This window comes from Bifidobacterium asteroides (assembly GCF_030758775.1).
GTDB classification, from domain to species: domain Bacteria; phylum Actinomycetota; class Actinomycetes; order Actinomycetales; family Bifidobacteriaceae; genus Bombiscardovia; species Bombiscardovia kimbladii.
Window position 1 is genome coordinate 1,651,607 of record NZ_CP132384.1, and the last position, 25,644, is coordinate 1,677,250.

Sequence of the window (25,644 nt, forward strand, 5' to 3'; positions counted from 1 at the left end):
ACCTAGCCAATCTGAACAGAAGGGGTCCGACCTGCAGAAATTACGGGTCGGACCCCTTATTGCGCTTTAGCGGGCTGCCGAACTCATGCGACCAGCTGGTCGATGACCTCGGGATCGATCCGCTGATGCGGGTCGAAGTCCTTGGAGCCCAGATACCGGTAGATGCTGGCCTGAAGGGCCCGCGCCTCGGGATATTCGGTCAGATTCTGCAGACCCATGGAGGAGAGCAGAAGCCGTCCCTTCCCGCAGCGGCATTCCAGTAGCTGGGTCATGGGTCGCAGGTAGGCGTAGCTGTCCATCTCGGTGATGATGGACTGGTAGCGCTCGGGCAGGATGATGGCCCGCTGGGTGGCCATGGGCCACCACTGCCAGTCAGTGTGCGAATCGGTCGGAAAATCTGCGAAAACAGGGTGGTCGGCCTGAATGAACTGCCCCATTGTGCCGCTCTGGTCCTTGAATGTCCCCACTGACCAGAAGTCCGTGGAGAAGTGGGCCTGAACGGATCCGGGCAGGGACTGGGCCGTGGAGTCGGGACTCAGATAGACTGTGCCCCCCTGGTCCAGAACCCGACGCGCCTGTTGGTCGAACCTCCTAGCCTCGTACAGACCGTCTGGCCGTTCTGGCTGGCTGTCCTGGTAGACCCAGACCGGATAGACGTTGGCCACACCGTCGATCTCCAGACTCAGACGGCAGCGTTGGTTGCCGTGAATGCCGTCCAGAGGCAGTTCGAAGATTCCCAGATCGGTCAACTTGCCCACCGGACAGGTGACCCGACGGAAGACATGTTCCAGATCAACCCCCTGTCCCTGCAACCGCAGCCGCAGATCACCCTGCAGTGTGCGTCGACCGTAGTTGGCCACCTTGACCGTCCCTGAGAGCTTCTCCAGGCTGGTATAGGCATAGCGGTCCATGACTGCCAGCGGCAACTGGTCGGTGAAGAAGGACCGGAAGCGTTCAGGGCGGGCGAAGGGAAAGCGCTTGGGGTGTAGATGGGCATCCATCATGCCCACCAAAGCCGTGCCTTGTCCAGGAAAGTCCTGAAGACCCAGCAGCGAAAGCCCGGACATGGAGGGGGTTCGCAGGACGGACTCCACCTCCTCCCGGTAGCAGATCCGCGACAGTTCGCCTGTAGCGGCCACCCAGTCCTGCCAGGTGCTCTGGTCCAGGCCAGATTCACGGACCCTGTCACGAATCATTGCGTAATTGTCGGGACGGGTGACCCCGGTGAACTCCTCGATCTCTCGAAAATCCGGCAGCACCTCATACTGGCCGACCTCGAATCCATAGACCGGAACCGTGCACTCTTTGCGGACTGCCAGCATGGAGTCCTCAAAACTGTGGGCAGTGCCCGGATGAACCGCATTGGTGGACCCACGCATGTTGGCGAAGCAGCAGCGCAGGTCATGGCCCTTGTAGGACTCTGAGGTGTAGACCTCGTTGCAGTCGTCACTGCCCAGCTGACCATAGTGCGGGTTGGAGGAGTTGGCATAGAGCCGGGTGTCGTCAATGCTCCGGGCATCCTCGATAAGCTGAGCCATGCGCTGGTGGCCGGTCGCATCCGCAGACAGCTCGTTGCCCAGGGTGAGCATGACAAAGGAGGGGTGGTTGGCCAGGAAGAGCAGTGTCTGTTCCAGTTCGATGCGATAGTAGCGGTAACTGACATCCTCTTGGAAGGCATGATAATGGTCCCAGTGGGAGAGCTCGGGCTGCATCATCATCCCCATCCGATCCGCCGCGATAAAGGCCGCTTCGGGCGGGCAGTGCGAATGGAAGCGGACCACATTCACTCCGTATGACCGGTAGGTCTCCAGAATACGAATCCAGGAGCCCACGTCCATGTGCGGGAAGCCGGTCTGCGGAAACTCAGCACAATTGGCCTCGCCACGTAGGAAGAAGGCCCTGCCGTTCAGAGCCAGTCTCCCCCGCTCATCGGCTGCGAAGTCACGGATGCCGAAATCCGTGCTGACCCGCGAAAGCACCCTGGATCCGTCCGGCGGCAGGAGCTCGATTGTCATGCCATGCAGACAGCCCTGGTATTCGTCCCAGCGATCCGCATGGACGTCAAGCGGCAGATCGGGCCAGGTCAGTGTTCGCCGCCCAGGTTCCAGGTCTGCAGTGACCTCCAGAGGCTGGGCCAGTGCATCGGAAGAGAGCCTCAGGCGACCATGGAATCCTTGACGCGAATCTACATCAGCCTCTACGCTCAGCGCATCGCCATGGGGGTAGACACGAACCCTATCCAGGAAGGTGTCCTCCTCCACACGCAGGCCGATGTTCCCCAGAAGCCCGTTCCAGTTGGTCTGGGTATGGTCAGTGGCTGTCGAGGAATCCAGAATGGCGTCGTGGGGCATGCCCTGGTAGGCGTTGTCGGAATCCACCTGCAGCAGGTCATCGCCCGTCAGTAGCCCGGTCAGCTCGAAGACATGCGGCGTGTTCAAGGTCTGAGGCCGATATGGCTCAGCCAGGCGTTCGCCCACCCTCACCTCCAGGCGGCGAGCGCGCTCCACCTCGAAGAAGATCCTCCGACCCGGCTGCGGGGTCCATCGAATCCGCCGGGACAGCCTGACAGTCCCCTCGAAGGCGTGCCGCCTGGTCAGCCGAGAGCCGATGGGGCCGGGTTTGCCACTGCCATAGTCAGCGGACAGCTCCTGATCATCATGTCCGAGTCCGTTGGTGTCCAGCGTGCCCGGCATCAGGACGGTTCCCTGCAGTTCAGGCGGGGAATCAACCCGCCAGGCTCCGGTCAATGCCACCTTGGTCATGCCTTCCTCCCGGTAAGAATTGCCCTGTGGTCCAATTCATCAGCGAACAACCCGGCCTGAATATGGCCGGCATCCAGTTCCAGCACCTGCTTCAAGCACTCCCGAGCCTGATCGATCTGCCTTGTACCGATGCGTGCCAGGCCCATCAGGTAAAGGCAGTGGACCCGGTTCATGCGGGTATAGTCCGCATCGAAGGTCAGGAAATCGGGCAGGGAGACCGCGAAATAGTCCTTTTCCACATGGTCGTCCAAGTGCTGCTCGCCGAAGTCCAGCAGCCGGTAGTAGCAGGCGTTGGCCGGACCCTGCTCGCCCAGGGCCTGATGGGCCAGCCCCTGGAAGAGGACCATCTCCGCGGGCTGATCGTTGTAATAGAGCGACTCCCCCACCTGCCCTGAACCCAGGCAGGCCAGACGGAACTCCTGATCCGCAGCTTCCTCGTCACCTGCTGATCGTCTGACCAGCCCCAGGTAGTAGTGCAGATCGTTGTCCTTCTGACCTTCCAGTTTGCCTTCGCCCAGGTTCTCCGGATAGGTCATGGCCCGCTCCAGCAGGCCCGCAGCACGATCCCAGTCCTGGACCGCCATGGCGTCCTTGGCCATCAGCGTCAGGGAGATTCGGTATTGGGCGGTGATCTTGCCCTCGCCACCCTCCCATGGGTGGAAGTGCCGGCCGCTCATCAGCCGATAGGCGCGTTCGTAGCTGCCGGTCTGGTTGAGCAGACTCAGGTATTCGATATAGAGATCATCCCTGCGGGCCACAACCGCTGGATGCTTTTCAAATTCCGTCAGTCGACGGGCAAAGCTCCAGCCCATCAGCCTATGGAGCTGATCCCGCTCCAAAAAGACCCGGGCGTCTTCGGGATCCAACCGGCAGGCGGTCTCGATTTCCTGATCGGCGGCCTGCCAATCGTGTCTCTTGTTGCCGTAGGCGATGGCCAGGTTGCGGTGGACAGTGGCGAAGTCGGGGTCCAATTGCCGGGAGTGCTCCCAAAGCTTGATGGCCCGATCCGTCAGCGACTTGTCGTAGTAGAGGCAGCCCAGATAATAGGCTGCCTTGGGACCATCAACCATGTCCATGGCCATTCGCAGGGGGGCGATATCATCGAGGCTATTGGGGAAGCAATAGTCCGAAGGCGCCGCCTCGGCCGCCTGGAAGGCCTGCAGGGCCTGGTCCTTCCGACCCAGCAGGTGCAGATACCAGCCTTGATAATACCGGACCATGGGTTGATGCTGATCGGCCTGGTCCAGTAGTTGCAGCGCCTCCTCATAGGCGCCGAATGCGGCATAGTCTCGTGCCGTCCGCAGCAGGTTGAGGTAATCCCCGCGCATCAGTCTGGACAGCTCGTCCGGATCACCGCCTGCCAGAACCCGCTCGTAGCCGGATACGAAGTCGAAACGATCCAGGGCCAGGTTCTCGCGAACCGCCTGGTCCGCCTGATCCTGCCTGCCCAGCCGACGCAGCAGATAGGCCTTGAGACCTCGGGCCCTGATGTTGTCGGTGTTGCGGGTCAGGGCACGCTGGACGAAATCCAAAGCCTGCTCCAGCTGGCCACGACATGCCGCGATGCAGGCCAGGCAGAAGAAGGCCCGTTCCTTTTGGGCATCGTCCCAGGTGGCCTTGTAGAAGGCGTCGTAGGCCTTGTCCAGTCGTCCCTGATAGCTCAAGGCGAGACCCAGATTGTAATGAGCCTCGGAATCATAGGGTTGGCTGTTGCGCCAGGTCAGCCGCTTGATGGCCGTGCGGAAGTGCTGCTCGGCTCCGGCGAAGTCGCCACGTCGAAGCAGGAGTCGGCCGTAGGCGTTGTTGATGCGCGCATCGCCCGGGTCACGCTTGAGCCCCTCCAGATAGTAGGGATCAGGCCGGTAGGTGGCATGGCGGTATTGTTCCAGGTGCAGACCGGTCAGCAGCAGTTCCTCGTTGGTGGCGATACGTTCCGGCCGATCGGCGGCCTGTGCCGGCTCGGGAATCTTTCCATCGGCGGGCGGCTGTGGACGATAGCTGACCAGGAGCCGCCCTTGAGCGTCCTCCACCCGGGCTGTCAGTGCAGTGGCCGGACGGTCGCCTGTCTCGAATTCGGCCCTGACCTGATTGTCGGGGCCGAGGGTGCCCTGCCACTGGTAGAGGATGGATCCGTCATCTGCCTGGACCTGGACGCGTGCATCCTTCTGAACCCTTGTAGCGTAGACGGTGACTCGCCCTTGCCCGGCCTTCAGCCCCTGGGCCTCGATCCCCTCATGCTCGCCGGCAGCTCCGAAGGTCTGCTCGGGGCCAACCTCCAGGTTGAGGGCCGCATTAACGCTGGCGTTCTTGACCAGACCCACCTGCTTGTAGGGCATGAAGTACTGGGTGAAGGTCTTGCCTTCGTATGGCTTGAGCCAGGTGAAGTCAGGCTGGTTGTCGGTGAAGACCCCGGTCATCAGCTCCACGTAGGGGCCGTCGGCATCGGTCAGATTGCGATCCCAGGCATGGCCGAAGTCCCCGCATCCCCAGGTCCACTGCTTCTTGCCCGGGGAGATGTGATGGTCAGCCACATGCAGAATGCCTGCCTGTCGGGAAAAATCGTAGCCGCCGACGAAGTCATAGTCCGAATGGGCGGCCATATAAGAGGTGGGCACCGGCACGTTCTTATAACGGCTGATGTCCACTCCCTGGGAGTAGTCGTGCTTGTAGTAGGTTCCCGTGGCGATGGGATAGCGGGAGACGTCGCGCTTGCCGTGATCCATGACCGCAGTGACATCGGGTGGCATGACGGTCCTGGTGTGCTCGTTGACCGCCACGGCCGGATTGGCCCACCAGAGGAAGGACTGGGGCAAAGGCGTGCCGTTGTAGAGCCTGGCCGAGATTTCGATGACGCTGACTCCGGGATGCAGGGCGATGGTGGTGGTGACCTGGGTGCCGTAGATGCGGTCGGTATCGTGGCAGACCACAGCCTTGCCACCGTCCGGCAGGTCCTTGAGCGTGCAGTCCACCGGAAGGAAGGTGCTGGGCCGATGGTGCTGTGGCCAGTTGAACTCGATACCCCCGGAGATCCAAGGGCCGGTCAGGCCTACCAGGGCAGGTTTGATGACCCGGTTGCGGTAGACGAAGTCGTAGCCGTTGGTCTTGTCCCGGGCATACTGGATGCGTCCGCCTAGCTCAGGCAGGACGGTCACCTCCAGGTATTCGTTCTCCAGAATGACCGCCTTGTAGTCCCGATCCTTGCATTCGTCCGAGATGGTCTCGATGACCGGGTAAGGATAGACCCGTCCCGAAGAGCCCTGGTAGACTCGATTTTCAATAAATTGCGGATTTTTGTCCGGTTTTCCGATCCCGTAGGTGGGGATCGTAAGCTCTGTGACCTTCACTGTGACGCCCATGGTCATCAGCCCCTTGTCTGCTCAGCAAAACTGTATATATTTGCTCTCAGTCTATAGTCGGAATCGGCCCTCAGAACTGCATAAATTGTTTGAAAATATTAAAAAATTGCTACCATGTCGGCTTAACCGATAAAGCACTTGCTGCGCTCGGGACAACTGGCGAAAATGAACGGATGCATACACATGGGGGGGGGGGTCGGCCCATAAAGGACCGACCCCTTAGGCTGGCGTTCACTTAATGCCGGATCAAGCCTTTCGGCATCTTCCTCCGACTTCGGCAATCCTGGAGAGCCCTACTCCAGTTCCAGGGCGCCGGTGTAGAGCTGGTAGTATTCGCCGTGCTTGGTCATCAGCTCATCGTGATTGCCGCGCTCGATGATCCGCCCGTGGTCCAGGACCATGATTACATCGGAGTTGCGAACCGTGGAGAGCCGGTGGGCGATCACGAAGACCGTCCGGCCGCGCATCAATGCGTCCATGCCCTGCTGGACCACCTCCTCGGTCCTGGTGTCGATTGAGGAAGTGGCTTCGTCCAGGATCATGGCCGGAGGATCGGCCACCGCTGCCCTAGCAATCGAGATCAGCTGTCGCTGACCCTGGGACAGTCCGCTTCCATCCCCCTCAAGAACGGTCTGGTAGCCCTGGGGAAGCATGCGGATGAAGCTGTCGGCGTTGGTCATCCTGGCAGCCTCGATACACTCCTCGTCCGTGGCATCCAGGCGCCCGTAGCGGATGTTGTCCAGGACGGTGCCTGTGAAGAGGTTGACATCCTGAAGGACGATGCCCAGGGAGCGGCGGAGGTCAGGCTTGCGGATATTCCTCACATCGATCCCGTCATAGAGGATCTGGCCTTGTTGGATGTCATAGAAGCGGTTGATCAGGTTGGTGATCGTGGTCTTGCCGGCACCAGTGGCACCGACCAGCGCCACCTTCTGCCCGGGCTTGGCGAACCAGGTGATGTCGTGCAGGACAGGCTTGCCTGGGTCGTATCCGAAGCTGACGTCGGTGAATCGCACATCCCCCTGGAGGAGGGTGTATCGCCCATCCGGGGATGTGATGGCCTGATCCTTGGCCTTCAGGGCCACATCACGGGCATCGCCGGGAAGCTTCATGGCGGCCTCCAGCGAGCGCCTGCCGTCGTCATCCGCCTCGCGCTTCCAGGCCCAGTGCCCTGTCTCATGGTCGACTGGGGTCATGGTCCGGCCGTCCGAGGCCAGTTCGACGCTGACCAATCTGACCGTGCCCTGGTCGGACTCGACGGGCTGGTCCATCAGGTCGAAGATCCGGGAGGCGCCTGCCAGGGCCATCATGACCATGTTGAACTGCATGGAGACCTGGCCGATGGGGTTGATGAAGGAGCGGGAGAGGGTCAGAAGGGAGACGATGGTTCCCAGGGTCAGCGGCCCAGCCCCGGTAAGTCCTACATTGCCCATGCCCGCGATGCCGGCCAGACCGCCCACGATGGCCAGGATGACATAGAGCAGGTAGCCCATGTTGCCCACGACCGGCATGGTGACGTTGCCGTAGGTATTGGCCTGGGCCGAGGCCTGGAAGAGCTCCTCGTTCCTCTCCTCGAAGACCTTGGCGGTGGCATCCTCATGGTTGAAGACCTTGATGACCTTCTGCCCGTTGACGGCCTCTTCCACAAAGGCGTTCACCTGGCCCAGATAGCGCTGCTGGTGAACGAAGTACCGGCCGCTTCGGGTGACCAGAACCCGGACCACCACAATAAGGACCGCCGCGAAGACCAGGGTCAGGACGGTGAAGGGGATGGAAAGCCAGAGCATGGAGATCAGGGCTGCCAGGGCGGACAGGACCGAGGAAACCATCTGCGGGAAAGACTGGGAGATGGCCTGACGGAGGGTATCCGTGTCGTTGGTGTAGCGGCTCATGGTGTCGCCATGCTCATGGGTGTCGAAGAAGCCGATGGGCAGCTCCTGCTGGTGGGCGAACATCTGGTCGCGGATGGTCTTCAGGGTGCCCTGCTCCACCTTGACGATCAGCCAGTTCCAGAACCAGGAGCAGAAGGTCCCCACTGCATAGAGGCAGCCCATCAGGATCAGGGTCCTCATCAGCGGTCCCCAGTCAGGGTCGGCGGCCCCGACCAGCGGCAGGATGTAGTGGTCGATCAGCGGCTGGAGGAAGAAGGCCGATGCCGCCTGGGCCCCGGCGCTGATGATGATGCAGACCACGATCACCGCCAGCTGCCAGCGGTAGGCAAGCAGGTAGCTCAGGATGCGACGGGTCGTTCCCGGCGCGGCCTTGTCCAGGCGGGGCTTGCGGTCCTTGAATGATCCGTCACTCATGGTCCTTGTCCTCCTCGCTCTGGTTCCTGGTCTGTGATTCATAGATGGATCGGTACTCCTGACATGTCCGCAGGAGCTCCTGGTGGGTGCCCTTGTCGAGAATCCTGCCCTCCTCCAGGACCACGATCATGTCGGCGTCCTCCACAGAGGCCAGACGCTGGGAGATGATGATCTTGGTGGTGTCGGGGATTTCCTGGCTGAAGGCGCGGCGGATCAGCTGGTCGGTCTTGGTGTCCACAGCGCTGGTCGAGTCGTCCAGAATCAGAATGTCGGGCTTCTTCAGCAGGGCCCGCGCTATGCACAGACGCTGTCGCTGGCCGCCAGAAAGGTTGGTGCCGCCCTCGTCCAGATAGGTCTGATAGCCATCAGGAAACTCCCGCACGAAATCGTCGGCCTGGGCCAGGGTGCAGGCGCGCACCAGATCTTCGTCCGTGGCCTCAGGGTTGCCCCAGCGCAGGTTCTCGGCGATGGTCCCGGTGAACAGGACATTCTTCTGGAGCACCATGGCCACCTGGTCGCGCAGGACGGTCAGGTCGTACTGGCGCACGTCCACGCCGCCCACCTGGAGGGACCCCTCGGTCACGTCGTAGAGACGGGGGATGAGCTGGACCAGGCTGGACTTGGAGGAGCCGGTCCCGCCCACGATGCCCAGGGTGGAGCCCGAAGGAACCTGCAGATTGATGTGGCTCAGAACGGGACGTTCGGACCGCTCCGAGTAGCGGAAGGTCACATCCTGGAAGCTGATGGAGCCGTCGGCCACCTTCATGACCGGCTTGGCGGGATCATGCACGGTGCTGACCTCGTTGAGCACCTGGCAGATGCGCTCGGCCGAGGCCTGGGAGATGACGACCATGACCACGATCATGGAGACCATGTTCATGGCCATCATGATCTGGATGGCATAGGTGACCAGGGCGGTCAGATCTCCTGTGGTAAGCCCCAGGGCCGCATTGTTCCCGGATGCCACAATCTGGGAGGCGCCCATCCAGGATATGACCAGCAGAGAGGCGTAGATGCAGAAGTTCAGCAATGCCGGGTTCAGGCTCATGATCCGCTCGGCCTTGCAGAAGGCCCGGTAGATGGCCGAGGAAATACCGTTGAATTTGCGCTCCTCGTAGTCTTCACGGTTGTAGGACTTGACCACTCTGATGCCCTGAAGGTTCTCGTCCACCACGTTGTTGAGGTGGTCGTAGGTGTGGAAGACCCGCTCGAAGATGGGATGAACCAGCAGGGACAGACCGATCAGACCGAAGCCCAGGATGGGGATGGCGATCAGGAAGACCAGGGATATGGGCCTGGAAATCCTATAGGAAAAGAGCCAGGCCACGATGACCATGATCGGCGCCCTGACCCCGACCCTGATCACCATCTGATAGGCGTTCTGCAGGTTGGTCACATCGGTGGTCAGCCTGGTGATGATAGACCCCGTTGAGAAGCGGTCGATGTTGGTGAAGCTGAAGGACTGCACCTTGGCGAACAGATCGCTGCGGACATTCTTGGCCAGGCCGGAAGAGGCGATGGCCGCATACCGGCCGGACATGAATCCGGAGAACAGGGAGACGGCCGAGCAGGCCAGCAGGATCAGCCCGAATTTGAAGATGGCCGGCATGGACCTCCCCGAGACCCCTTGGTCAATCAGGGAGGCCATGATGGTCGGGATCACGATCTCAAGGACGCTCTCCAAAAAGACGAAAGCCGGAGCCAGAAAACTGGCCTTCCGGTATTCGCGCAGGGAGCGCAGAATGGTTCGGATGGTGTGCTTTGGACGCGCTGGTTCCTGCTTATCCGATCTGACCACGGATACCGTAGACCCCTTCAAGTGGACCTCTTCTGTTTCTGTACTGATTGCTCTATCTTTTACGGCCTATCACCGACATGCAATATCCCTCGCAAGAGGGCCTGAATGCACCAAGGCTATCATCCTGTTCGCCAGAGTTGGGCGGACTCGCGGGTTTTCCGCCCTGCACAAAAAGAAGCTGTCACGCCCCTTGGGGTCATGCAGCTTCTATGCTCCAGGTCGTCTTATCTGCGAGTCTTGCCGGCGACCGGCCTCTCGACTGACAAGCTATGAATTGACAAGCTATGAATCAGCGCTTGTCCAGCTGAGCGACAATCTCCTTGGATATCTGGTCGACCTCGCCCTGGCCATCCACTGCGACCAGAAGGCCACGGGACTTATAGGTATTCAGCAGGGGGGCAGTCTCCTTGGCATAGATATCCAGCCGCTTGGCGATGGCCTCGGGGGTATCGTCTGCTCGCCCCTCCTCCTTGGCCCGCTTGGCGATGCGCTGCATGAGCACGTCATGGTCGGCATCCAGGGCCACCACAGCCGTCAGCGGAGTGCCCAGCTCCTTGAGCATCTTGTCCAGCGCCTCGACCTGGGATGCCGAACGGGGGTAGCCGTCCAGAATCCAGCCCTGGGCCGCATCATCCATGCCCAAGCGGTCCTTGACAATCTTGTTGGTCAGCTCGTCTGGAACCAGCTCGCCCTTGTCGGTGTAGGACTTGGCCTGTTTGCCCAGCTCGGTTCCGTTCTTCAGGTTGTAGCGGAAAATGTCACCAGTGGATATGGCCGGAATCCCGTAATGCTTGCTGAGCAAGGCCGCCTGCGTGCCCTTGCCTACACCTTGAGGTCCCATGATCAACAGTCGCTGTGCCATTCCCTGTCCTTTGCTTGATGTTCTTGGTCTGCAGTCCCAGGCGGACCAAACCGCGCAGGACCCTCTTTAACGTATGCTAGCGGCTGCCCGGTCCAAGAGCAGGTTCCGCTCCCAAACTCACACGAACGGTCTTCCTGGCACAGGCCTGACACAAAAATGGTCCGGCTCCATGCCAACAAGTGACAGGGCCGGACCTTAATCTGTTTGGATTGATACCACCAGCAGATGTTTGACCGAAGGGTCAGCCCTCCTTGTGGTCGCCCTCCAGCAGGAAGCCGGTGTACTGGAACTGCTCGGTCTGCGCCCTGGCCTGACGCAGGGTGTCCAGGCCGACGCCGGCGATGATCAGTATGGTTGTACCGCCGAAAGGCAGCTTGGAGTTGATCTTCAGCAGCATGATCAGCACCGTGGGAATCAGGGCCACAAAGAGCAGGTAGATTGCTCCCACCGTGTTCAGCCGGTTCATTACATATGACAGGTACCGGCTGGTGGCCCGTCCGGCCCTGATGCCCGGGATGAAGCCGCCGTACTCCTTCATGTTGTCGGCAGTCTCGTCAGGGTTGAAAGTGATTGAAGTGTAGAAGAAGCAGAAGAAGACGATCATGACCGAGTAGAGCACGATGTACCATACCGAGGTCGTATTGGCCATGTTGGCGTTGATCCACTTGACCCAGTTCTGATCGGACTTGCCGAACTGGGCGATAAGGGTGGGAATAGCCAGAATGGAGGAGGCGAAGATGGGGGGAATCACGCCTGACATATTGATCTTGAGCGGCAGATAGGTGGAGGACCCGCCGTACATCTTGCGGCCGATCATCCTACGGGTGTACTGGACGGGAATGCGGCGCTGCGCCAGCTCCACGTAGTCGACCAGAATCAGGATGACCACCAGGACGGTCACCACAATGCCGAATTTGACCCAGTCGCCGTTCTTGCCGTTGGTTCCCCAGCCGATGTTCCAGAGCTGCGGCAGGAAGCCGGAGCAGATGGAGATGAAGATCAGGACGGACATGCCGTTGCCAATGCCCTTGTCGGTGATCAACTCGGCCATCCACATGATCAGACCCGTGCCGCCGGTCATAATCAAAACCATGACGACCAGATTCCAAACGGAACTGTCGGGAATGACCTGTTGCTGGCAGGCCCCGTTGAAAAGCGCACCGTTGCGGGCTGTGACCAGAATGGTCGTGGACTGCAGCACGGCCAGACCGATGGTCAGATACCTGGTGTATTCGGTCAGCTTGGCCTCGCCCGACTGACCCTCCTTGTGCAGAGCCTCGAAGCGGGGAATGACCACGCGCAGCAGCTGCACCACGATGGATGCGGTGATGTAGGGCATGATGCCCAGTGCGAAGATGGACAGCTGCAGCAGAGCTCCGCCGGAGAACAGGTTTACCAGACCGATGAAGTCCTCATTGCCGGCCGTGGTGATGCACTTCTGCACGGAAGGATAATCCACGCCTGGGGTAGGTATGAACGACCCAATGCGATAGATGATGATGATGCCAAGAACGAAGAAGATTTTCTTCCTCAGCTCCTTGGTCTTGAAGGCCTGGATTAACGTCCTCACCTAAGTTCCCTCCCTACGCGACCGCGCGTTGGTCTCGGTGCATCGCACCTTCTTGCTCCGACCAGCTTAACCGATGGTTCCGTCAAATCATGATGGCAACCGGGTCGGAAACGAATTCCGGCCCCCGCCCGCTTGAAGCGGGGAGGGCCGGAATCATCTGCCTTGCGGTCTGTCCCCTGCGAGTATCAGTTCTCGGAGACGGACCCGCCTGCGGCTTCTATCTTGCTTCTGGCCGAGGCCGAGGCCTTGACGCCTTTGAGGGTGAAAGCGGCCTTGACGTCGCCGTCACCCAGGACCTTGACAGGGCGGCCCTTGCGGACCGCTCCCTTGTTGACCAGATCCTCGACGGTGACCTCGCCGCCCTTGGGGAAGAGTCCTTCCAGGGCACCCAGGTTGACCACCTGGTACTCCTTCTTGAAGGGGCTCCTGAACCCGCGCAGCTTAGGCAGCCGCATGTACAGGGGCAGCTGGCCGCCTTCAAAGCCCGGACGGACCTGATAGCGTGCCTTGGTGCCCTTGGTGCCACGACCGGAGGTCTTGCCCTTGGACCCCTCACCGCGACCTACACGGATGCGGTCGCGCTTGGCGCCCGGAGCCGGACGCAGGTCATGCATCTGCAGGATGGTGGGCTCTTGCTTGTCGCTGGCCATAATCAGTCTGCCTCCTCTACGTTCACCAGGTGGCGGACCTTGTTGGCCATCCCCCGGTAGACGGGGGTGTCCTCACGCAGGACGGTCTGGCCGATCTTGTGAAGGCCCAGCGACCTGACGTTCTCCTTCTGGCGGTCGGTGGCATGAGCCACGCCCTTGACCAGGGTGATCTTGATCTGCTTGGTCATCACTCACCTGCCTTCGACTGCTCGTCAGCCTTGGCCTTGGCCTCTTCGCGCTCCTTGCGCTCGTCGGCGATGCCGGCGGCACGTGCGCGCAGGAGGGAGTCGGGGGCGACCTCCTCCAGAGGCAGACCACGGCGTGCCGCGATCTCCTCGGGCTCCTCCAGCTGCTTCAGGGCAGCCACAGTGGCCCGCACCATGTTGACGGCCGTGGCCGATCCCATGGACTTGCTCAGGATGTCGGTGATGCCGGCGCACTCCAGGACGGCGCGGACCGGACCACCGGCGATAACGCCGGTGCCGGGGGCCGCAGGCCGCAGGAGGACAGTGCCGGCCGCATCGTGGCCGATCACCGGGTGGGTGACGGTGCCGCGGATGCGGGGAACAGTGAACATGTGCTTCTTAGCGTCCAGCTGACCCTTGGAGATGGCTGCGGGAACCTCGCGGGACTTGCCGTAGCCAACGCCCACAGTGCCCTTGCCGTCGCCCACGACCACCAGAGCCGCGAAGCTGAAGGTTCGGCCGCCCTTGTGGACCTTGGACACACGGTTGATGGTCACGACCCTGTCGAGCATGTCGTCACGGTCGTCGCGATCGCGACGGCCACGACGACCATCCCTGCGGCCGTCACGGGAACCGCCACGACGACCACCGCGGCGATCATCGTTCCGGTCGTTCCGGTCTCTTCTGCCACCCTGGCTGGACTGAGCGTTTGTGGAATCTTCAGTCACCTGGGTTGTTTCCTTTGTCGTTTCGTTGTCGCTCACAGTGCCAAACCTCCCTCACGGGCGCCTTCCGCAACCGCTGCGACCCTTCCGTGGTACTTGTTGCCACCACGGTCGAAGACCACGGTGGTGATGCCGGCTTTCTTGGCCTTGGCCGCGATCTGCTCGCCCACCTTGCGGGCAGCCTCGGTCTTGGTGCCCTTGAAGGAGCCGTAGTCCGAAGCCATGGTCGATTCGCTGACCAGGGTGACGCCCCTGGTGTCGTCGACGATCTGGGCGATCATGTTGCGGTTGGTCCGTGTGACCACCAGACGGGGACGCTCTGCCGTGCCGGAGACGTGCTTGCGCAGACGGGCATGGCGGCGCAGACGGGCGATCTTCTTGCCTTTGCCTAGTATCGAGACCGTCATATCACTTACCAGCCTTTCCAGCCTTGCGCAGGATGTGCTCGTCGGCGTACTTGATGCCCTTGCCCTTGTAAGGCTCGGGTGCACGCAGGGCGCGGATGTTTGCCGCAGCCTGGCCGACAGCCTGCTTGTCGATGCCGGAGACGACCACTTCGTTGGCGTTCGGCGTCTCGAAGGTGATGCCCTCCGGGGGGTCGACAGTGATGGTGTGCGAGTAGCCCAGCGAGAACTCCAGGGACTTGCCCTTGGCGACCACGCGGTAGCCGGTGCCGACGATCTGCAGGTGCTTGCTGTAGCCCTTGGAGACGCCCTCGACCATGGATGCCACAATGGAGCGGCTCAGTCCGTGCTTGGCCTTGGTGGTGCGGTCCTCGTCGGCGGGGGTCATGATAATCTGATTGCCCTCAACCTTGCCGGTGATGCCCTCGGGCAGCGTGTACTCGTCGGAGCCCTTGGGACCCTTGGCGGTGAATTCCTGGCCATTGAAGGCCACCTCCACACCTGCCGGAACGGCGATGGGGAGCTTGCCAATATGCGATGCCATGTTCAGCTCTCCTTTCTCACCATACGTAGGCGACGATTTCGCCGCCGATGCCCCTGTCGAGGCATTCCTTCTGGGTCATCAGTCCCGAGCTGGTCGAGATGATGGCGATTCCCAGACCGCCCAGGGGCATGGGCAGGGAATCCGACTTGGCGTAGCGGCGCAGACCGGGCTTGGAGACGCGCTTGATGCCCTGAATGGACTGACGTCCATCGGGACCGTACTTGAGCGTGATCTCCAGATCCTGCCCGACGCGCGCTTCCTTGGCTCGGTAATCGGCGATGAAGCCTTCGCGCTTGAGGATCTGCGCGATGTTCGCCTTGAACTTGGAGTACGGCATGTCGACTGTCTCATGCTTGGCCGCACTCGCATTACGCAGACGTGTCAGCATGTCTGCGATGGGATCTGTCATTGTCATGTGGGCTTATGCCCTTCCTCGCCGTGGTTTCCGCCGCCGGGCAGCAAACTGCCGCGACCGCGGACCTTCAGCGTCGATCTTTACCAACTGGACTTCGTCACACCCGGCAGCTCGCCGCGATGGGCCTTCTCGCGAAGGCAGATGCGGCACAGGCCGAACTTGCGATAGACGGAATGGGGACGACCGCAGACCTGGCAGCGCGTGTAGCCACGCACCTTGAACTTCGGCTTGCGTGCCGCCTTGTTTCTCAGAGCGGTTTTTGCCATATCAGTTCTCCTTGAAGGGGAAGCCCAGCTGCTTGAGCAGCGCGCGGGCCTCCTGATCGTTCTTGGTGGAGGTCACCACGGTGATATCCATACCACGCTGGTGATCGATCTGATCAGGATCGATCTCGTGGAACATGGACTGCTCCGTGAGACCGAAGTTGTAGTTGCCCTGGCCGTCGAACTGACGGTCGCTGATGCCGCGGAAGTCGCGGATGCGGGGCAGAGCCAGGGTCAGCAGACGATCCAGGAACTCCCACATGCGCACGCCGCGCAGGGTGGCGAAGGCGCCGATGGCCTGTCCCTCGCGCAGGTGGAACTGCGCCACGGACTTCTTGGCCTTGGTGATCTTGGGCTTCTGGCCGGTGATGGCCGTCAGGTCCTTGACCGCACCCTCGATCAGCTTGGAGTCGCGTGCCGCGGCCCCCACGCCCATGGAGACCACGACCTTTTCGATCCTGGGCACCTGCATGGGGTTGGAGAACTTGAACTCCTTCTCCAGCTCGGGCACGATGCTCTCGCGGTACTGCTGCAGCAAACGAGGGACTGCCGGTGCTTCAACGGTGGTATCGCTCATGACAGCTCCTTGCCTGACTTCTTGGCGAAGCGGGTGCGCACGACCTTGACTTTGCCGTCACGCGCCTCCTCCTTGATGTTTACGCCGATGCGAGTCGGCTTCTTGGTCTCCGGGTCGATGACCATCACGTTTGAGCGATGGATGGGCGCCTCGGTCGGGACGATGCCCGACTCCTGACCCTGCTGGGTGGCGCGCACATGCTTCTTGACGATCTGAATACCCTCGACGATCAGACGGTCATTGGGCAGAATCCGCAGAACCTTGCCCTCCTTGCCGCGATCCTTGCCGCGGATGACCTTGACCTGGTCGCCTGTCTTGATCTTGGCTACCACTTCAGATCACCTCCGGTGCCAGGGACACGATCTTCATGAAGCGCTTGTCGCGCAGCTCACGACCGACCGGTCCGAAGATACGAGTGCCGCGGGGCTCACGGCCTGTGCCTAGGATGACCGCCGCGTTCTCGTCGAACTTGATGTAGGAGCCGTCATGACGACGATGCTCCTTGACCGTGCGGACGACGACCGCCTTGACGACCTCGCCCTTCTTGACCGACCCGCCGGGAATGGCATCCTTGACGGTGGCGACGATCACATCGCCAATGCCGGCATAGCGTCGCTTCGACCCGCCGAGCACGCGGATGGCCAGGATCTCCTTGGCACCCGTGTTGTCGGCGACCTGAAGCCGCGATTCCTGCTGAATCATTGATTCTCCTTAGCCGCGCTGGTTCTCCGCAGACACCCCGCACCAGGGCGGGATGAAATGCGGAGCCTGGCCGAACTTGTTACTTGGCGCGCTCGACGATGGAGTCGAGACGCCAGCGCTTGGTCTTGCTCAGAGGACGGGTCTCCATGATACTCACGAAGTCGCCCACATGGGCCTCGTTCTTCTCATCATGGGCCTTGACCTTGCGGTTGCTGCGGACGACCTTGCCGTACAGGGGGTGGGTCGAACGCTGCTCCAGCTCTACGGTGATGGTCTTGTCCATCTTGTCGGACACGACGTAGCCGCTGCGAACCTTGCGGAAGTTGCGCTCCTGCTTGTCAGCCATGCTTACTTCTCCTCAGCTTTGCTCTCGGCCTTTGCTTCGGCGGGCTCCTGGCTGATGCCCAGCTCGCGCTCACGCAGGACGGTGTACATCCTGGCGATGTCGTGCTTGACGGCCTTGAGGCGGGAGGTGTTCTCCAGCTGACCAGTGGCCGACTGGAAGCGCAGGTTGAACAGCTCTTCCTTGGACTTCTTCAGGAAATCCTCGATCTCCGCATTGGTCTTTTCATTCAGATTCTTGATGGAATACTCGGCTGTTCCGACTGACATCAGATGTCACCGCCTTCACGTGCAATAATCCGGCACTTCATGGGAAGCTTGTCAGTAGCGCGGCGAAGGGCCTCGCGGGCCACATCCTCGCTCACGCCACCGATCTCGAAGAGCACCCGGCCGGGACGGACGTTGGCCACCCAGAACTCGGGCGCACCCTTGCCGGAGCCCATTCGGGATCCCAGAGCGTGCTTGGTCAGGGGGCGATCCGGGAAGACCGTGATCCAGACGCGGCCACCACGCTTGATGTACCGTGTCATGGCGATACGGGCCGCCTCGATCTGCCGGTTGGTCAGGTAGGCCGGAGCCAGGGCCTGGATGCCGTAATCGCCGAAAGCGATCTCGTTGCCGCCCTTGGACATGCCCGAACGACCCGGACGATGCTGCTTGCGGTATTTAGTCCTCTTTGGGATAAGCACGGCTCACTCCTTTGCTTCGGTTGCGACGGGGGCCGAGGCGGTCTGCTCCTGAGCCGCCGCCGGCGGCGCGGCCACACCGCTGTTCTGCTTGGCTGCATCCTGCTCGCGGCGGGTGCGTCCCTCGGAGGGACGGACGCCACGACGGGGACGACGATCGCCACGCCGACCGGGGCGGTTGTTCTGCTGAGCCTGCTGCTCCTCGAACTGACGCTCGGTCATGTCGCCCTTGTAGATCCAGACCTTGACGCCGATGCGGCCGTAGGTGGTCCTGGCCTCGAAGAAGCCGTAATCGATCAGGGCGCGGAGCGTCTGCAGGGGCACACGACCCTCGCGGTAGAACTCCGAACGGCTCATCTCGGCTCCGCCCAAGCGGCCGGACAGCTTGATCCTGATGCCCTTGGCGCCGGCCCGCATGGCATCCTGCTGAGCCTTGCGCATGGCCCGGCGGAAGGTGACGCGGTTGGTCAGCTGCTCGGCGATGCCCTGAGCAACAAGCTGGGCATCGATGGAGGCGTTCTTGACCTCGAAGATGTTCAGCTGGACCTGCTTGCCGGTGATCTTCTCCAGCTTGGCGCGCACGCGCTCGGCCTCGGCGCCGCGACGGCCGATGACGATGCCCGGCCGGGCGGTGTGGATGTCGACGCGCACACGGTCGCGGGTCCGCTCGATGACGATCTTGGAGACGCCTGCGCGTTCCAGATCCTTGTTCATCTCCTTGCGGATCTTGTCGTCCTCAAGAACGAAGTCGCTGTATCGCTCCCCCGACTTGTTGGAGTCGGAGTACCACTTGCTGCGGTGCTCCTCGGTGATGCCGAGTCGGTACCCAAACGGGTTGATCTTCTGCCCCATTATCGGGCTCCTTCCTTGTCGGCCACCACGACGGTGATGTGGCTGGTCCGCTTGTTGATGCGGGCCGCACGACCTTGGGCGCGGGCGCGGAACCGCCTCAGGGTGGTGCCCTCGTCCACGTAGGTCTCACGAACCATCAGCTCGTTCTCGCGGAAGGGCTGGTTGGCCTTGTCCGCCTTGACACGCGCGTTGGCGATGGCGCTCTCCAGGCACTTGCGGACCGGAACGGCCGCATCCTGGGGGGCGAACTTCAGAATGGTCACGGCCTCGGTCGCCTGCTTGCCTCGGATGAGGTCGACGACGCGGCGAGCCTTGCGAGGCGTCACGCGAACGTGACGTGCAATTGCCTTAGCTTCCATGTGTCTCTACTCTCCCTCGCCTCAGCGGCGTGCTTTCTTGTCGTCCTTCACGTGACCCCTGAAGGTCCTGGTGGGGGCGAATTCGCCGAGCTTGTGGCCGACCATGGCCTCGGTGACGAAGACCGGGACATGCTTGCGGCCATCGTGCACAGCGAAAGTGTGCCCGATGAAGTCCGGGGTGATCATGGAACGACGGGACCAGGTCTTGATGACGTTCTTGGTGCCCTTCTCGTTCTGCTCGTCGACTTTCTTCTGCAAGTGGGCGTCGACGAATGGGCCCTTCTTGATGCTACGAGTCATCTTTCCGACACTCCCTTACTTGCGGTTCTTACCATTTGGACGACGACGCACGATCATCTTGTTGGAGGCCTTCTTGGGCCTGCGGGTGCGGACCTCGCCCTTGCCCCAGGGAGACACTGGCGGCTTGCCGCCACGAGTGCGTCCACCATGCGGGTGGTCGACCGGGTTCATGGATTCACCGCGGGTGATGGGCCTGCGTCCCATCCAGCGGGCACGTCCTGCCTTGCCGAGCTGGACGTTGGCGTGGTCGTTGTTGCCGACCTCGCCCACGGTTGCACGGCAGCGGGAGTCGACGTTGCGGATCTCGCCGGAGGGCATACGCAGCTGGGCGTAGGCCCCGTCCTTGGCCACCAGCTGGACGGCAGCACCGGCCGAGCGGGCGATCTTGGCGCCGCCCAGGGGCCGCAGCTCAATGGCGTGGACGATGGTGCCGGTCGGGATGTTGCGCAGAGGCAGGTTGTTGCCGGGCTTGATATCGGCCTGGGGGCCGGTCTCGATGACGTCACCCTGCTTGATGCCCTGCGGGGCGATGATGTAGCGCTTCTCGCCGTCGGCGAAGTGCAGAAGGGCAATGCGGGCCGAACGGTTGGGATCGTATTCGATCTCAGCCACCTTGGCCGGCACGCCGTCCTTGTCCCAGCGGCGGAAGTCGATGAGACGGTACTGGCGCTTGTGCCCGCCGCCGCGGTGGCGGCTGGTGACGCGGCCATAGGAGTTGCGTCCGCCGGTCTTGCTCAGCTTGCGAACCAGCGACTTCTCGGGCTTGGAGCGCGTGATTTCGGCGAAGTCCGAAACCGAGGCGTTGCGACGGCCCGCGGTCGTCGGCTTGTATGTACGGATAGCCATAATCTAGTTCTTCCTTAACTTTTCTCGGCTAGCCTTCAGTTGTTGGTACCGAAGACATCGATCGACTGGCCCTCGGCCACCTTGACGATGGCGCGCTTCTCGGCGGCGCGGCGACCCCAGCCCGTACGGGTCCGGGTCCGCTTGCCCTGACGATTGAGGGTGTTGACCGATGTGACCTTCACATTGAAGATCTGCTCGATGGCCTGCTTGATGGCGACCTTGTTGGCATCAGGGTCCACCACGAATGTGTACTGGCCGCGGTCCGAGTTGGCGTAGCTCTTCTCGGAGACGACCGGACGCAGAATGATGTCGTGCGCTGGCTTGTGAATAGCTGCCATGAAAATCAGGCCTCCTTGACGGTCTCGGACTTGGCGCCGCCCTTGACAGCCAGGAAGGCGTCGAAGCCATCCTTGCTGAAGACGACATCCTCGGCCGTGACCACATCGTAGGTGTTGAGCTGATCGGCGAAGAGGACATGGACGGTGGGCAGGTTCCTGACGGAGAGCCACTCGTTGATGTTCTCACGGGACAGCACGACGGTGGTGAATCTGTTGTCGACCAGGGGCAGCAGGGCTGCCTTGGCGGCCTTGGTGGACGGGGTCTCGCCAATGCCGAAATCGACCACGTGCACGCGTCCGGCGTTGACCCGGTCGGACAGGACGTAGCGCAGGGCTGCGGCCTTCATCTTCTTGGGGGTGCGCTGGGAGTAGTCGCGCGGCTGGGGGCCGTGGACAATGGCGCCACCGGTCCACTGGGGAGCGCGGATGGAGCCCTGACGAGCACGACCGGTGCCCTTCTGCTTCCAAGGCTTGCGGCCGCCGCCGGAGACGGTGGACCGGGTCTTGACCGAGTGCGTGCCCTGGCGGGCAGCAGCCAGCTGGGCGACGACCACCTGATGGATCAGCGGCACATGCGAGCGGACATCCTCCTCGGCAATGCCGAAGATCTGCTCGGGCGCATCCACGGTCCCGGTGTTCTTGCCCTGGGCGTCGGTGATGTTCAGAGTCAACTTAGCCATGGTTTCAGGCTCCCTTCACTGCCGAACGAACCAGGACGATGGCGCCGCGGGGCCCGGGCAGGGCACCCTTGATGGCGATGACGCCCTTCTCGGCATCTGCGGAGACGATGGTCAGGTTCTGGACGGTCGAGGTGTCATGACCCATGCGGCCGGCCATCCGCTTGCCCTTGAGGATGCGGCTGGGCGTTGCGCAGGCGCCCACTGAACCGGGGCGGCGCTCGTTCTTGTGCGAGCCGTGGGTGCGGCGGTAGGACTTGAAGCCCCAGCGCTTGATGGTGCCGGCAAAGCCCTTGCCCTTGGTGGTGCCGGTCACATCGACCTCGCTGCCCTCGGGCAGCAGGTCCAGGCCCAGCTCCTGGCCGGGCTGGTAGCTGTCGGCATCGGCGGTGCGAACCTCGACCAGGTGACGACGCGGGGTCACTCCGGCCTTGGCGAAGTGACCAGCCAGCGGCTTGGTCACCTTGGTGGGGTCGATCTGCCCGTAGCCGATCTGGATGGCCTGGTAGCCGTCCTTCTCCTGGTTCTTGACCGCGGTCACCACGTTGGTGGACACGTCCACCAGGGTCACCGGGACGAAGAAGCCGTTCTCGTCCCAGACCTGGGACATGCCCAGCTTGCGGCCCAGGAGAGCCTTGCGGTTCCTCTGCTCTTCAGCCATGCGGTTTCCTCCTCCCCTACAGCTTGATCTCAATGTTGACGTCCGCCGGCAGATCGATGTGCATCAGCGAATCCACAGCCTTGGGCGTGGGATCCACGATGTCGATCAGGCGCTTGTGGGTGCGCATCTCGAAGTGCTCGCGGGAGTCCTTGTACTTATGAGGAGAACGGATGACGACATACACGTTCTTCTCAGTCGGCAGCGGAACGGGGCCAACCACAGTTGCGCCCGCGTTCGTCACCGTCTCGACGATCTTCTTCGCCGATTGGTCGATGACCTCATGGTCATAGGACTTTAGCCTGATGCGGATTTTCTGTCCCGCCATTGCCGTCCGCCCTTTCTAGCGATCTATGAACTGATTACCCAGTCTGTTTCGAGGGCACGGAACGACGGCCGCAAGGAGACATTCCTCCCGACAGGCCTCAGCCGGATCCATGCGCAGCCGTGGAGAATCCCGTGGGGATGGGACTCCTCGCTGCACCCGCTATTGTGATTGACAAAATGCGAGCCCAAAACAGGCAACTTTCTTATTAAAGCACGAGGGTTCCCCTAGAAGAATCCGGGCGTGTCGCACCGATGCCTGGGGAACCCTCGACTCGATTATGGCCCTGTAAGGCCCGCTGGGAGGCCTCCTGGACCACATCCTCATCCTGGCGGGCCACCCTCATCCGGTGGCCCTCCTCCTGGCTGACCCCGTAGTAGGCTGCCACGGCGATGTCCTTCATATCCTCAATCAGCGGAATGCGGGGGTTGGCCGGCGTGCACTGGTCCTCATAGGCGCGCATGCCGATCTGATCCAGGGACTGCCAGTAGAGGTCCTCGTCCACTCCGGCTGCCTGGAAGGAGGCATCCATGCCCAGGCGCTCGTCCCTGTAGGATTCCACAGCACGGGCCAAGAGCTCCACGCCCTCCTCTGGCGCAGCGGATTCGATGCCCAGCACATGGGCCATCTGCCTGTAGCGCTCCGGGGCCACATACTCGCTGTACTTGGGCCAGCTGGTAGGCTCGTCCGGGACCCGTCCGTTGTAGCGGATCACATAGGGCAGGAGGATGGAGTTGGCCCGCCCATGGGCCACATGGCAGAGGGCTCCGATGGTGTGCGCCATGCCGTGGCACATGCCCAGGAAGGCCGAGCCGAAGGCCATGCCGGCCATGGTTGCCGCATTGTGCATCTTCTCCTGGGCGCGCACCTTGGCCTCGCCGCCGGCGGTGCCCACGGCAGGCTCCAGGTTGTCCCAGATCAGCTTGGCCGCATGCAGGGCCATGGCGTCGGTGTAGTCATTGGCGTAGACCGAGACGAAGGCCTCCATGCAGTGGGTCAGGGCATCGAAGCCCGAGTCGCAGGCCAGCTGCTTGGGCTGGGTGCGGGCCAGAACCGGATCCACGATGGCCACGCTGGGGGTCAGGGCGTAGTCGGTGATGGGGTACTTGTATCCGGTCTTATGGTCGGTGATGACCGCGAATGGGGTGACCTCCGAACCCGTGCCCGAAGAGGTGGGAATGCAGACCAGCCTGGCCTTGGTGCCCAGGGGCGGAATCTTGAAGGCCCGCTTGCGGATGTCGAAGAACTTCTCGCGAACATCGGCAAAGGAGATCTCCGGATGCTCATAGAGCAGCCACATGATCTTGGCCGCGTCCATGGGACTGCCGCCGCCCACGGCGATGATGGTGTCGGGACCGAACTCATCGCGCATCATGGCCGCACCGCGCTCCACTGTCTCGACGCTGGGCTCCGGCTCCACATAGTCGATGATGCGGAAGGTGACCGGCTCGGGCCGGGCCCGCAGCTGATCGATGATCTTGTCGACGATTCCCAGCTGCTCCATGACCTTGTCGCATACGATGACGGCCCGGCGGATGCCGAACATGTCGCGCAGGTAGCGGACGGAGTTGGGCTCGAAGTAGGTCTTGGCCGGCACCTTGAACCACTGCATGTTGTTGTTCCTCCGCGCGATCCGCTTGATGTTGATCAGGTTGACCGCCTGGACGTTGCCCGAGACGGAATTGCCGCCGTAGGAGCCGCAGCCCAGGGTCAGGGAGGGGGCGATGGCATTGTAGATGTCACCGATGCCGCCCAGGGAGCTGGGCTGGTTCCAGACGATCCGGCAGGCGTGCATGCGCTGCCCGTACTCGCGCACCAGCCTCTCGTCATCGGTGTGGATGGCTGCCGTGTGCCCGGCGCCGTAGCGCAGCATCTGCTCGCAAAGGGTGAAGCCCTCTTCCTTGTTGCGGGCCTTGAGCACGGCCTGCACCGGAGCCAGCTTCTCCAAGGTCAGGGGTTCCACGGGGCCCACCTGGTCGCATTGGGCTGCCAGGATGGTCGCGTCCTCGGGGATCTCGAACCCGGCTTGACGGGCGATGAACTGGGGGGACTTGCCCGGAACCTCGGAGTTGAGCCTGGGAGCGGGAGCGTCGTCACCAGCATGGGCCCGCACGCCGAACATGTACTCCTCCAGCTTGGCCTTCTCCTCGGGATTGACGAAGTAAGCCTTGCGCCGCTTCATCTCCTCGATCACCCGGTCATGCACATCCTGATGGGCGATGATGGCTTGCTCCGTGGCGCAGATCATGCCGTAGTCGAAATGCTTGGACAGGATCAGGTCGTTGACGGCCCGGGGAACGTTGACCCTGCGGTCCACATATGCCGGAGCATTGCCGGCTCCTACACCCAGGGCAGGCTTGCCCGAAGAGTAGGCGGCCTTGACCATGCCAGGACCGCCGGTAGCCAGTATGGTGGCCACGCCGGGGTGCTGCATGAGCGCGCCGGTGGCCTCGACTGAGGGGTGCTCGATCCACTGGATGCAATCGCGCGGAGCGCCCGCCTCCATGGCTGCGTCGCGGACGATCCGGGCCGCCTCCACCGAGCAGCGCTGGGCGTATGGGTGGAATCCGAAGACGATGGGACAGCGGGTCTTCAAAGCCAGCAGCGACTTGAAGATGGCAGTCGAGGTGGGATTGGTCACCGGGGTCACGCCGGCCACGACTCCCACCGGCTCGGCCACCTCGATGATGCCGTCCACGTCGTTTTCGCTGATGATGCCCACGGTGCGCTGCTTGGCCAGATAATTGGTCACATGCTCGCAGGCGAAGATGTTCTTGGTGGCCTTGTCCTCCACCAGGCCGCGCCCGGTCTCCTCCACGGCCATCTGCGCCAGGGGAAGGTGCTTGTTCAGGGCCGCGATCGAGGCCTTGGCCACGATCCGATCGACATGCTCCTGGTCGAGCTCTTCAAAGGCACGTAAAGCCGACTGCGCGCGGACGACCAGGGCATCAACCTCCCTGCGGGCCAGCTCACTGCTGTCGGGCTGGCCGCCTTCCCTGCCGGCTGCCGGCTCCTTCACTTGATGGTCATGCTTCTGCTTCTGCGTTCCAGCCAAGATATTGGCCCTCCTCATGTTCCGCGGATGCCGATGAGGGCCGGCAGAAAGTCCCAGACTGTCTCAGAGCGTGCCGATCCACGAAAG

The 25,644-nt window shown here is 62.1% G+C and carries 27 protein-coding genes and 1 pseudogene; all 28 read right to left on the minus strand.

All coding sequences use genetic code 11. The features are described from left to right. Positions 1–83: 83 nt before the first annotated feature. Entirely contained in the window at positions 84–2,762 is a 2,679-nt protein-coding gene (locus RAM15_RS06735) for a glycoside hydrolase family 2 TIM barrel-domain containing protein (protein WP_306221288.1), read from the minus strand. Beyond that, a complete protein-coding gene (locus tag RAM15_RS06740) occupies positions 2,759–6,118 on the minus strand; it encodes a DUF5107 domain-containing protein (RefSeq protein WP_306221289.1) in 3,360 nt (1,119 codons plus the stop codon). The genes RAM15_RS06735 and RAM15_RS06740 overlap by 4 nt, the downstream gene beginning before the upstream one ends. Before the next feature lie 293 nt (positions 6,119–6,411). Then, positions 6,412–8,424: an ABC transporter ATP-binding protein gene (locus tag RAM15_RS06745; RefSeq protein WP_306221290.1), complete on the minus strand. Its 2,013-nt coding sequence runs from the start codon at positions 8,422–8,424 to the stop codon at positions 6,412–6,414. Beyond that, positions 8,417–10,222 (minus strand): ABC transporter ATP-binding protein, encoded by a 1,806-nt coding sequence (locus RAM15_RS06750; RefSeq protein ID WP_372338651.1) that lies wholly within the window; start codon positions 10,220–10,222, stop codon positions 8,417–8,419. Before RAM15_RS06750 ends, RAM15_RS06745 begins: the two co-directional genes overlap by 8 nt. A gap of 289 nt (positions 10,223–10,511) precedes the next feature. After that, positions 10,512–11,084, minus strand: coding sequence for an adenylate kinase (locus RAM15_RS06755; RefSeq protein WP_306221292.1), 573 nt, complete (start codon positions 11,082–11,084; stop codon positions 10,512–10,514). A 241-nt stretch (positions 11,085–11,325) separates the two neighbouring features. After that, positions 11,326–12,654, minus strand: a complete 1,329-nt coding sequence (gene secY, locus RAM15_RS06760) for a preprotein translocase subunit SecY (RefSeq protein ID WP_024626782.1) — start codon at positions 12,652–12,654, stop codon at positions 11,326–11,328. Positions 12,655–12,839: 185 nt separating this feature from the next. Then, positions 12,840–13,304 (minus strand): 50S ribosomal protein L15, encoded by a 465-nt coding sequence (gene rplO / locus RAM15_RS06765; RefSeq protein ID WP_029676013.1) that lies wholly within the window; start codon positions 13,302–13,304, stop codon positions 12,840–12,842. A 2-nt stretch (positions 13,305–13,306) separates the two neighbouring features. Next, a complete protein-coding gene (rpmD, locus tag RAM15_RS06770; RefSeq protein ID WP_024626784.1) occupies positions 13,307–13,492 on the minus strand; it encodes a 50S ribosomal protein L30 in 186 nt (61 codons plus the stop codon). Continuing rightward, on the minus strand, positions 13,492–14,253 hold the full coding sequence (rpsE, locus tag RAM15_RS06775) for a 30S ribosomal protein S5 (protein ID WP_045924815.1): 762 nt from the start codon (positions 14,251–14,253) through the stop codon (positions 13,492–13,494). The genes rpmD and rpsE overlap by 1 nt, the downstream gene beginning before the upstream one ends. After that, a complete protein-coding gene (gene rplR, locus RAM15_RS06780) occupies positions 14,250–14,621 on the minus strand; it encodes a 50S ribosomal protein L18 (RefSeq protein ID WP_015022343.1) in 372 nt (123 codons plus the stop codon). The genes rpsE and rplR overlap by 4 nt, the downstream gene beginning before the upstream one ends. 1 nt (position 14,622) lies before the next feature. Beyond that, the gene (gene rplF / locus RAM15_RS06785; RefSeq protein ID WP_306221295.1) at positions 14,623–15,162 is read right to left on the minus strand and encodes a 50S ribosomal protein L6; all 540 of its coding nucleotides are present in this window, start codon (positions 15,160–15,162) and stop codon (positions 14,623–14,625) included. Positions 15,163–15,178: 16 nt separating this feature from the next. Then, the gene (gene rpsH / locus RAM15_RS06790) at positions 15,179–15,577 is read right to left on the minus strand and encodes a 30S ribosomal protein S8 (protein ID WP_024626787.1); all 399 of its coding nucleotides are present in this window, start codon (positions 15,575–15,577) and stop codon (positions 15,179–15,181) included. 80 nt (positions 15,578–15,657) lie between these two features. Further along, positions 15,658–15,843, minus strand: a complete 186-nt coding sequence (locus tag RAM15_RS06795) for a type Z 30S ribosomal protein S14 (protein WP_015022346.1) — start codon at positions 15,841–15,843, stop codon at positions 15,658–15,660. A gap of 1 nt (position 15,844) precedes the next feature. Further along, positions 15,845–16,417 (minus strand): 50S ribosomal protein L5, encoded by a 573-nt coding sequence (gene rplE, locus RAM15_RS06800; protein ID WP_024626788.1) that lies wholly within the window; start codon positions 16,415–16,417, stop codon positions 15,845–15,847. Beyond that, positions 16,414–16,749: a 50S ribosomal protein L24 gene (gene rplX / locus RAM15_RS06805; protein WP_015022348.1), complete on the minus strand. Its 336-nt coding sequence runs from the start codon at positions 16,747–16,749 to the stop codon at positions 16,414–16,416. The genes rplE and rplX overlap by 4 nt, the downstream gene beginning before the upstream one ends. Before the next feature lies 1 nt (position 16,750). Next, positions 16,751–17,119 carry a 50S ribosomal protein L14 gene (rplN, locus tag RAM15_RS06810; protein ID WP_015022349.1) on the minus strand — a complete coding sequence of 123 codons (369 nt, stop codon included), beginning with the start codon at positions 17,117–17,119 and terminating at the stop codon, positions 16,751–16,753. 79 nt (positions 17,120–17,198) lie between these two features. Beyond that, complete coding sequence (gene rpsQ, locus RAM15_RS06815) at positions 17,199–17,465, minus strand: 30S ribosomal protein S17 (RefSeq protein WP_015022350.1); 267 nt, start codon at positions 17,463–17,465, stop codon at positions 17,199–17,201. Positions 17,466–17,467: 2 nt separating this feature from the next. After that, positions 17,468–17,731, minus strand: a complete 264-nt coding sequence (rpmC, locus tag RAM15_RS06820) for a 50S ribosomal protein L29 (protein WP_015022351.1) — start codon at positions 17,729–17,731, stop codon at positions 17,468–17,470. After that, positions 17,731–18,150 carry a 50S ribosomal protein L16 gene (gene rplP, locus RAM15_RS06825; protein WP_015022352.1) on the minus strand — a complete coding sequence of 140 codons (420 nt, stop codon included), beginning with the start codon at positions 18,148–18,150 and terminating at the stop codon, positions 17,731–17,733. Before rplP ends, rpmC begins: the two co-directional genes overlap by 1 nt. Positions 18,151–18,153: 3 nt before the next feature. Next, positions 18,154–18,999 (minus strand): 30S ribosomal protein S3, encoded by an 846-nt coding sequence (gene rpsC / locus RAM15_RS06830; protein ID WP_306221296.1) that lies wholly within the window; start codon positions 18,997–18,999, stop codon positions 18,154–18,156. Further along, the gene (rplV, locus tag RAM15_RS06835; protein ID WP_045924817.1) at positions 18,999–19,358 is read right to left on the minus strand and encodes a 50S ribosomal protein L22; all 360 of its coding nucleotides are present in this window, start codon (positions 19,356–19,358) and stop codon (positions 18,999–19,001) included. The genes rpsC and rplV overlap by 1 nt, the downstream gene beginning before the upstream one ends. Positions 19,359–19,379: 21 nt before the next feature. Continuing rightward, positions 19,380–19,658: a 30S ribosomal protein S19 gene (rpsS, locus tag RAM15_RS06840; protein ID WP_015022355.1), complete on the minus strand. Its 279-nt coding sequence runs from the start codon at positions 19,656–19,658 to the stop codon at positions 19,380–19,382. 15 nt (positions 19,659–19,673) lie between these two features. Further along, the gene (rplB, locus tag RAM15_RS06845) at positions 19,674–20,504 is read right to left on the minus strand and encodes a 50S ribosomal protein L2 (protein ID WP_015022356.1); all 831 of its coding nucleotides are present in this window, start codon (positions 20,502–20,504) and stop codon (positions 19,674–19,676) included. A gap of 35 nt (positions 20,505–20,539) precedes the next feature. Continuing rightward, positions 20,540–20,842, minus strand: coding sequence for a 50S ribosomal protein L23 (gene rplW, locus RAM15_RS06850; protein WP_015022357.1), 303 nt, complete (start codon positions 20,840–20,842; stop codon positions 20,540–20,542). A 5-nt stretch (positions 20,843–20,847) separates the two neighbouring features. After that, the gene (rplD, locus tag RAM15_RS06855; protein WP_015022358.1) at positions 20,848–21,522 is read right to left on the minus strand and encodes a 50S ribosomal protein L4; all 675 of its coding nucleotides are present in this window, start codon (positions 21,520–21,522) and stop codon (positions 20,848–20,850) included. Positions 21,523–21,526: 4 nt separating this feature from the next. Beyond that, positions 21,527–22,180 (minus strand): 50S ribosomal protein L3, encoded by a 654-nt coding sequence (rplC, locus tag RAM15_RS06860; protein ID WP_015022359.1) that lies wholly within the window; start codon positions 22,178–22,180, stop codon positions 21,527–21,529. Positions 22,181–22,196: 16 nt separating this feature from the next. Next, positions 22,197–22,505, minus strand: coding sequence for a 30S ribosomal protein S10 (rpsJ, locus tag RAM15_RS06865; protein ID WP_006295278.1), 309 nt, complete (start codon positions 22,503–22,505; stop codon positions 22,197–22,199). A 292-nt stretch (positions 22,506–22,797) separates the two neighbouring features. Then, positions 22,798–25,521 (minus strand): annotated as a pseudogene (gene adhE, locus RAM15_RS06870) (bifunctional acetaldehyde-CoA/alcohol dehydrogenase); the annotation flags it as partial. Positions 25,522–25,644: the final 123 nt, after the last annotated feature.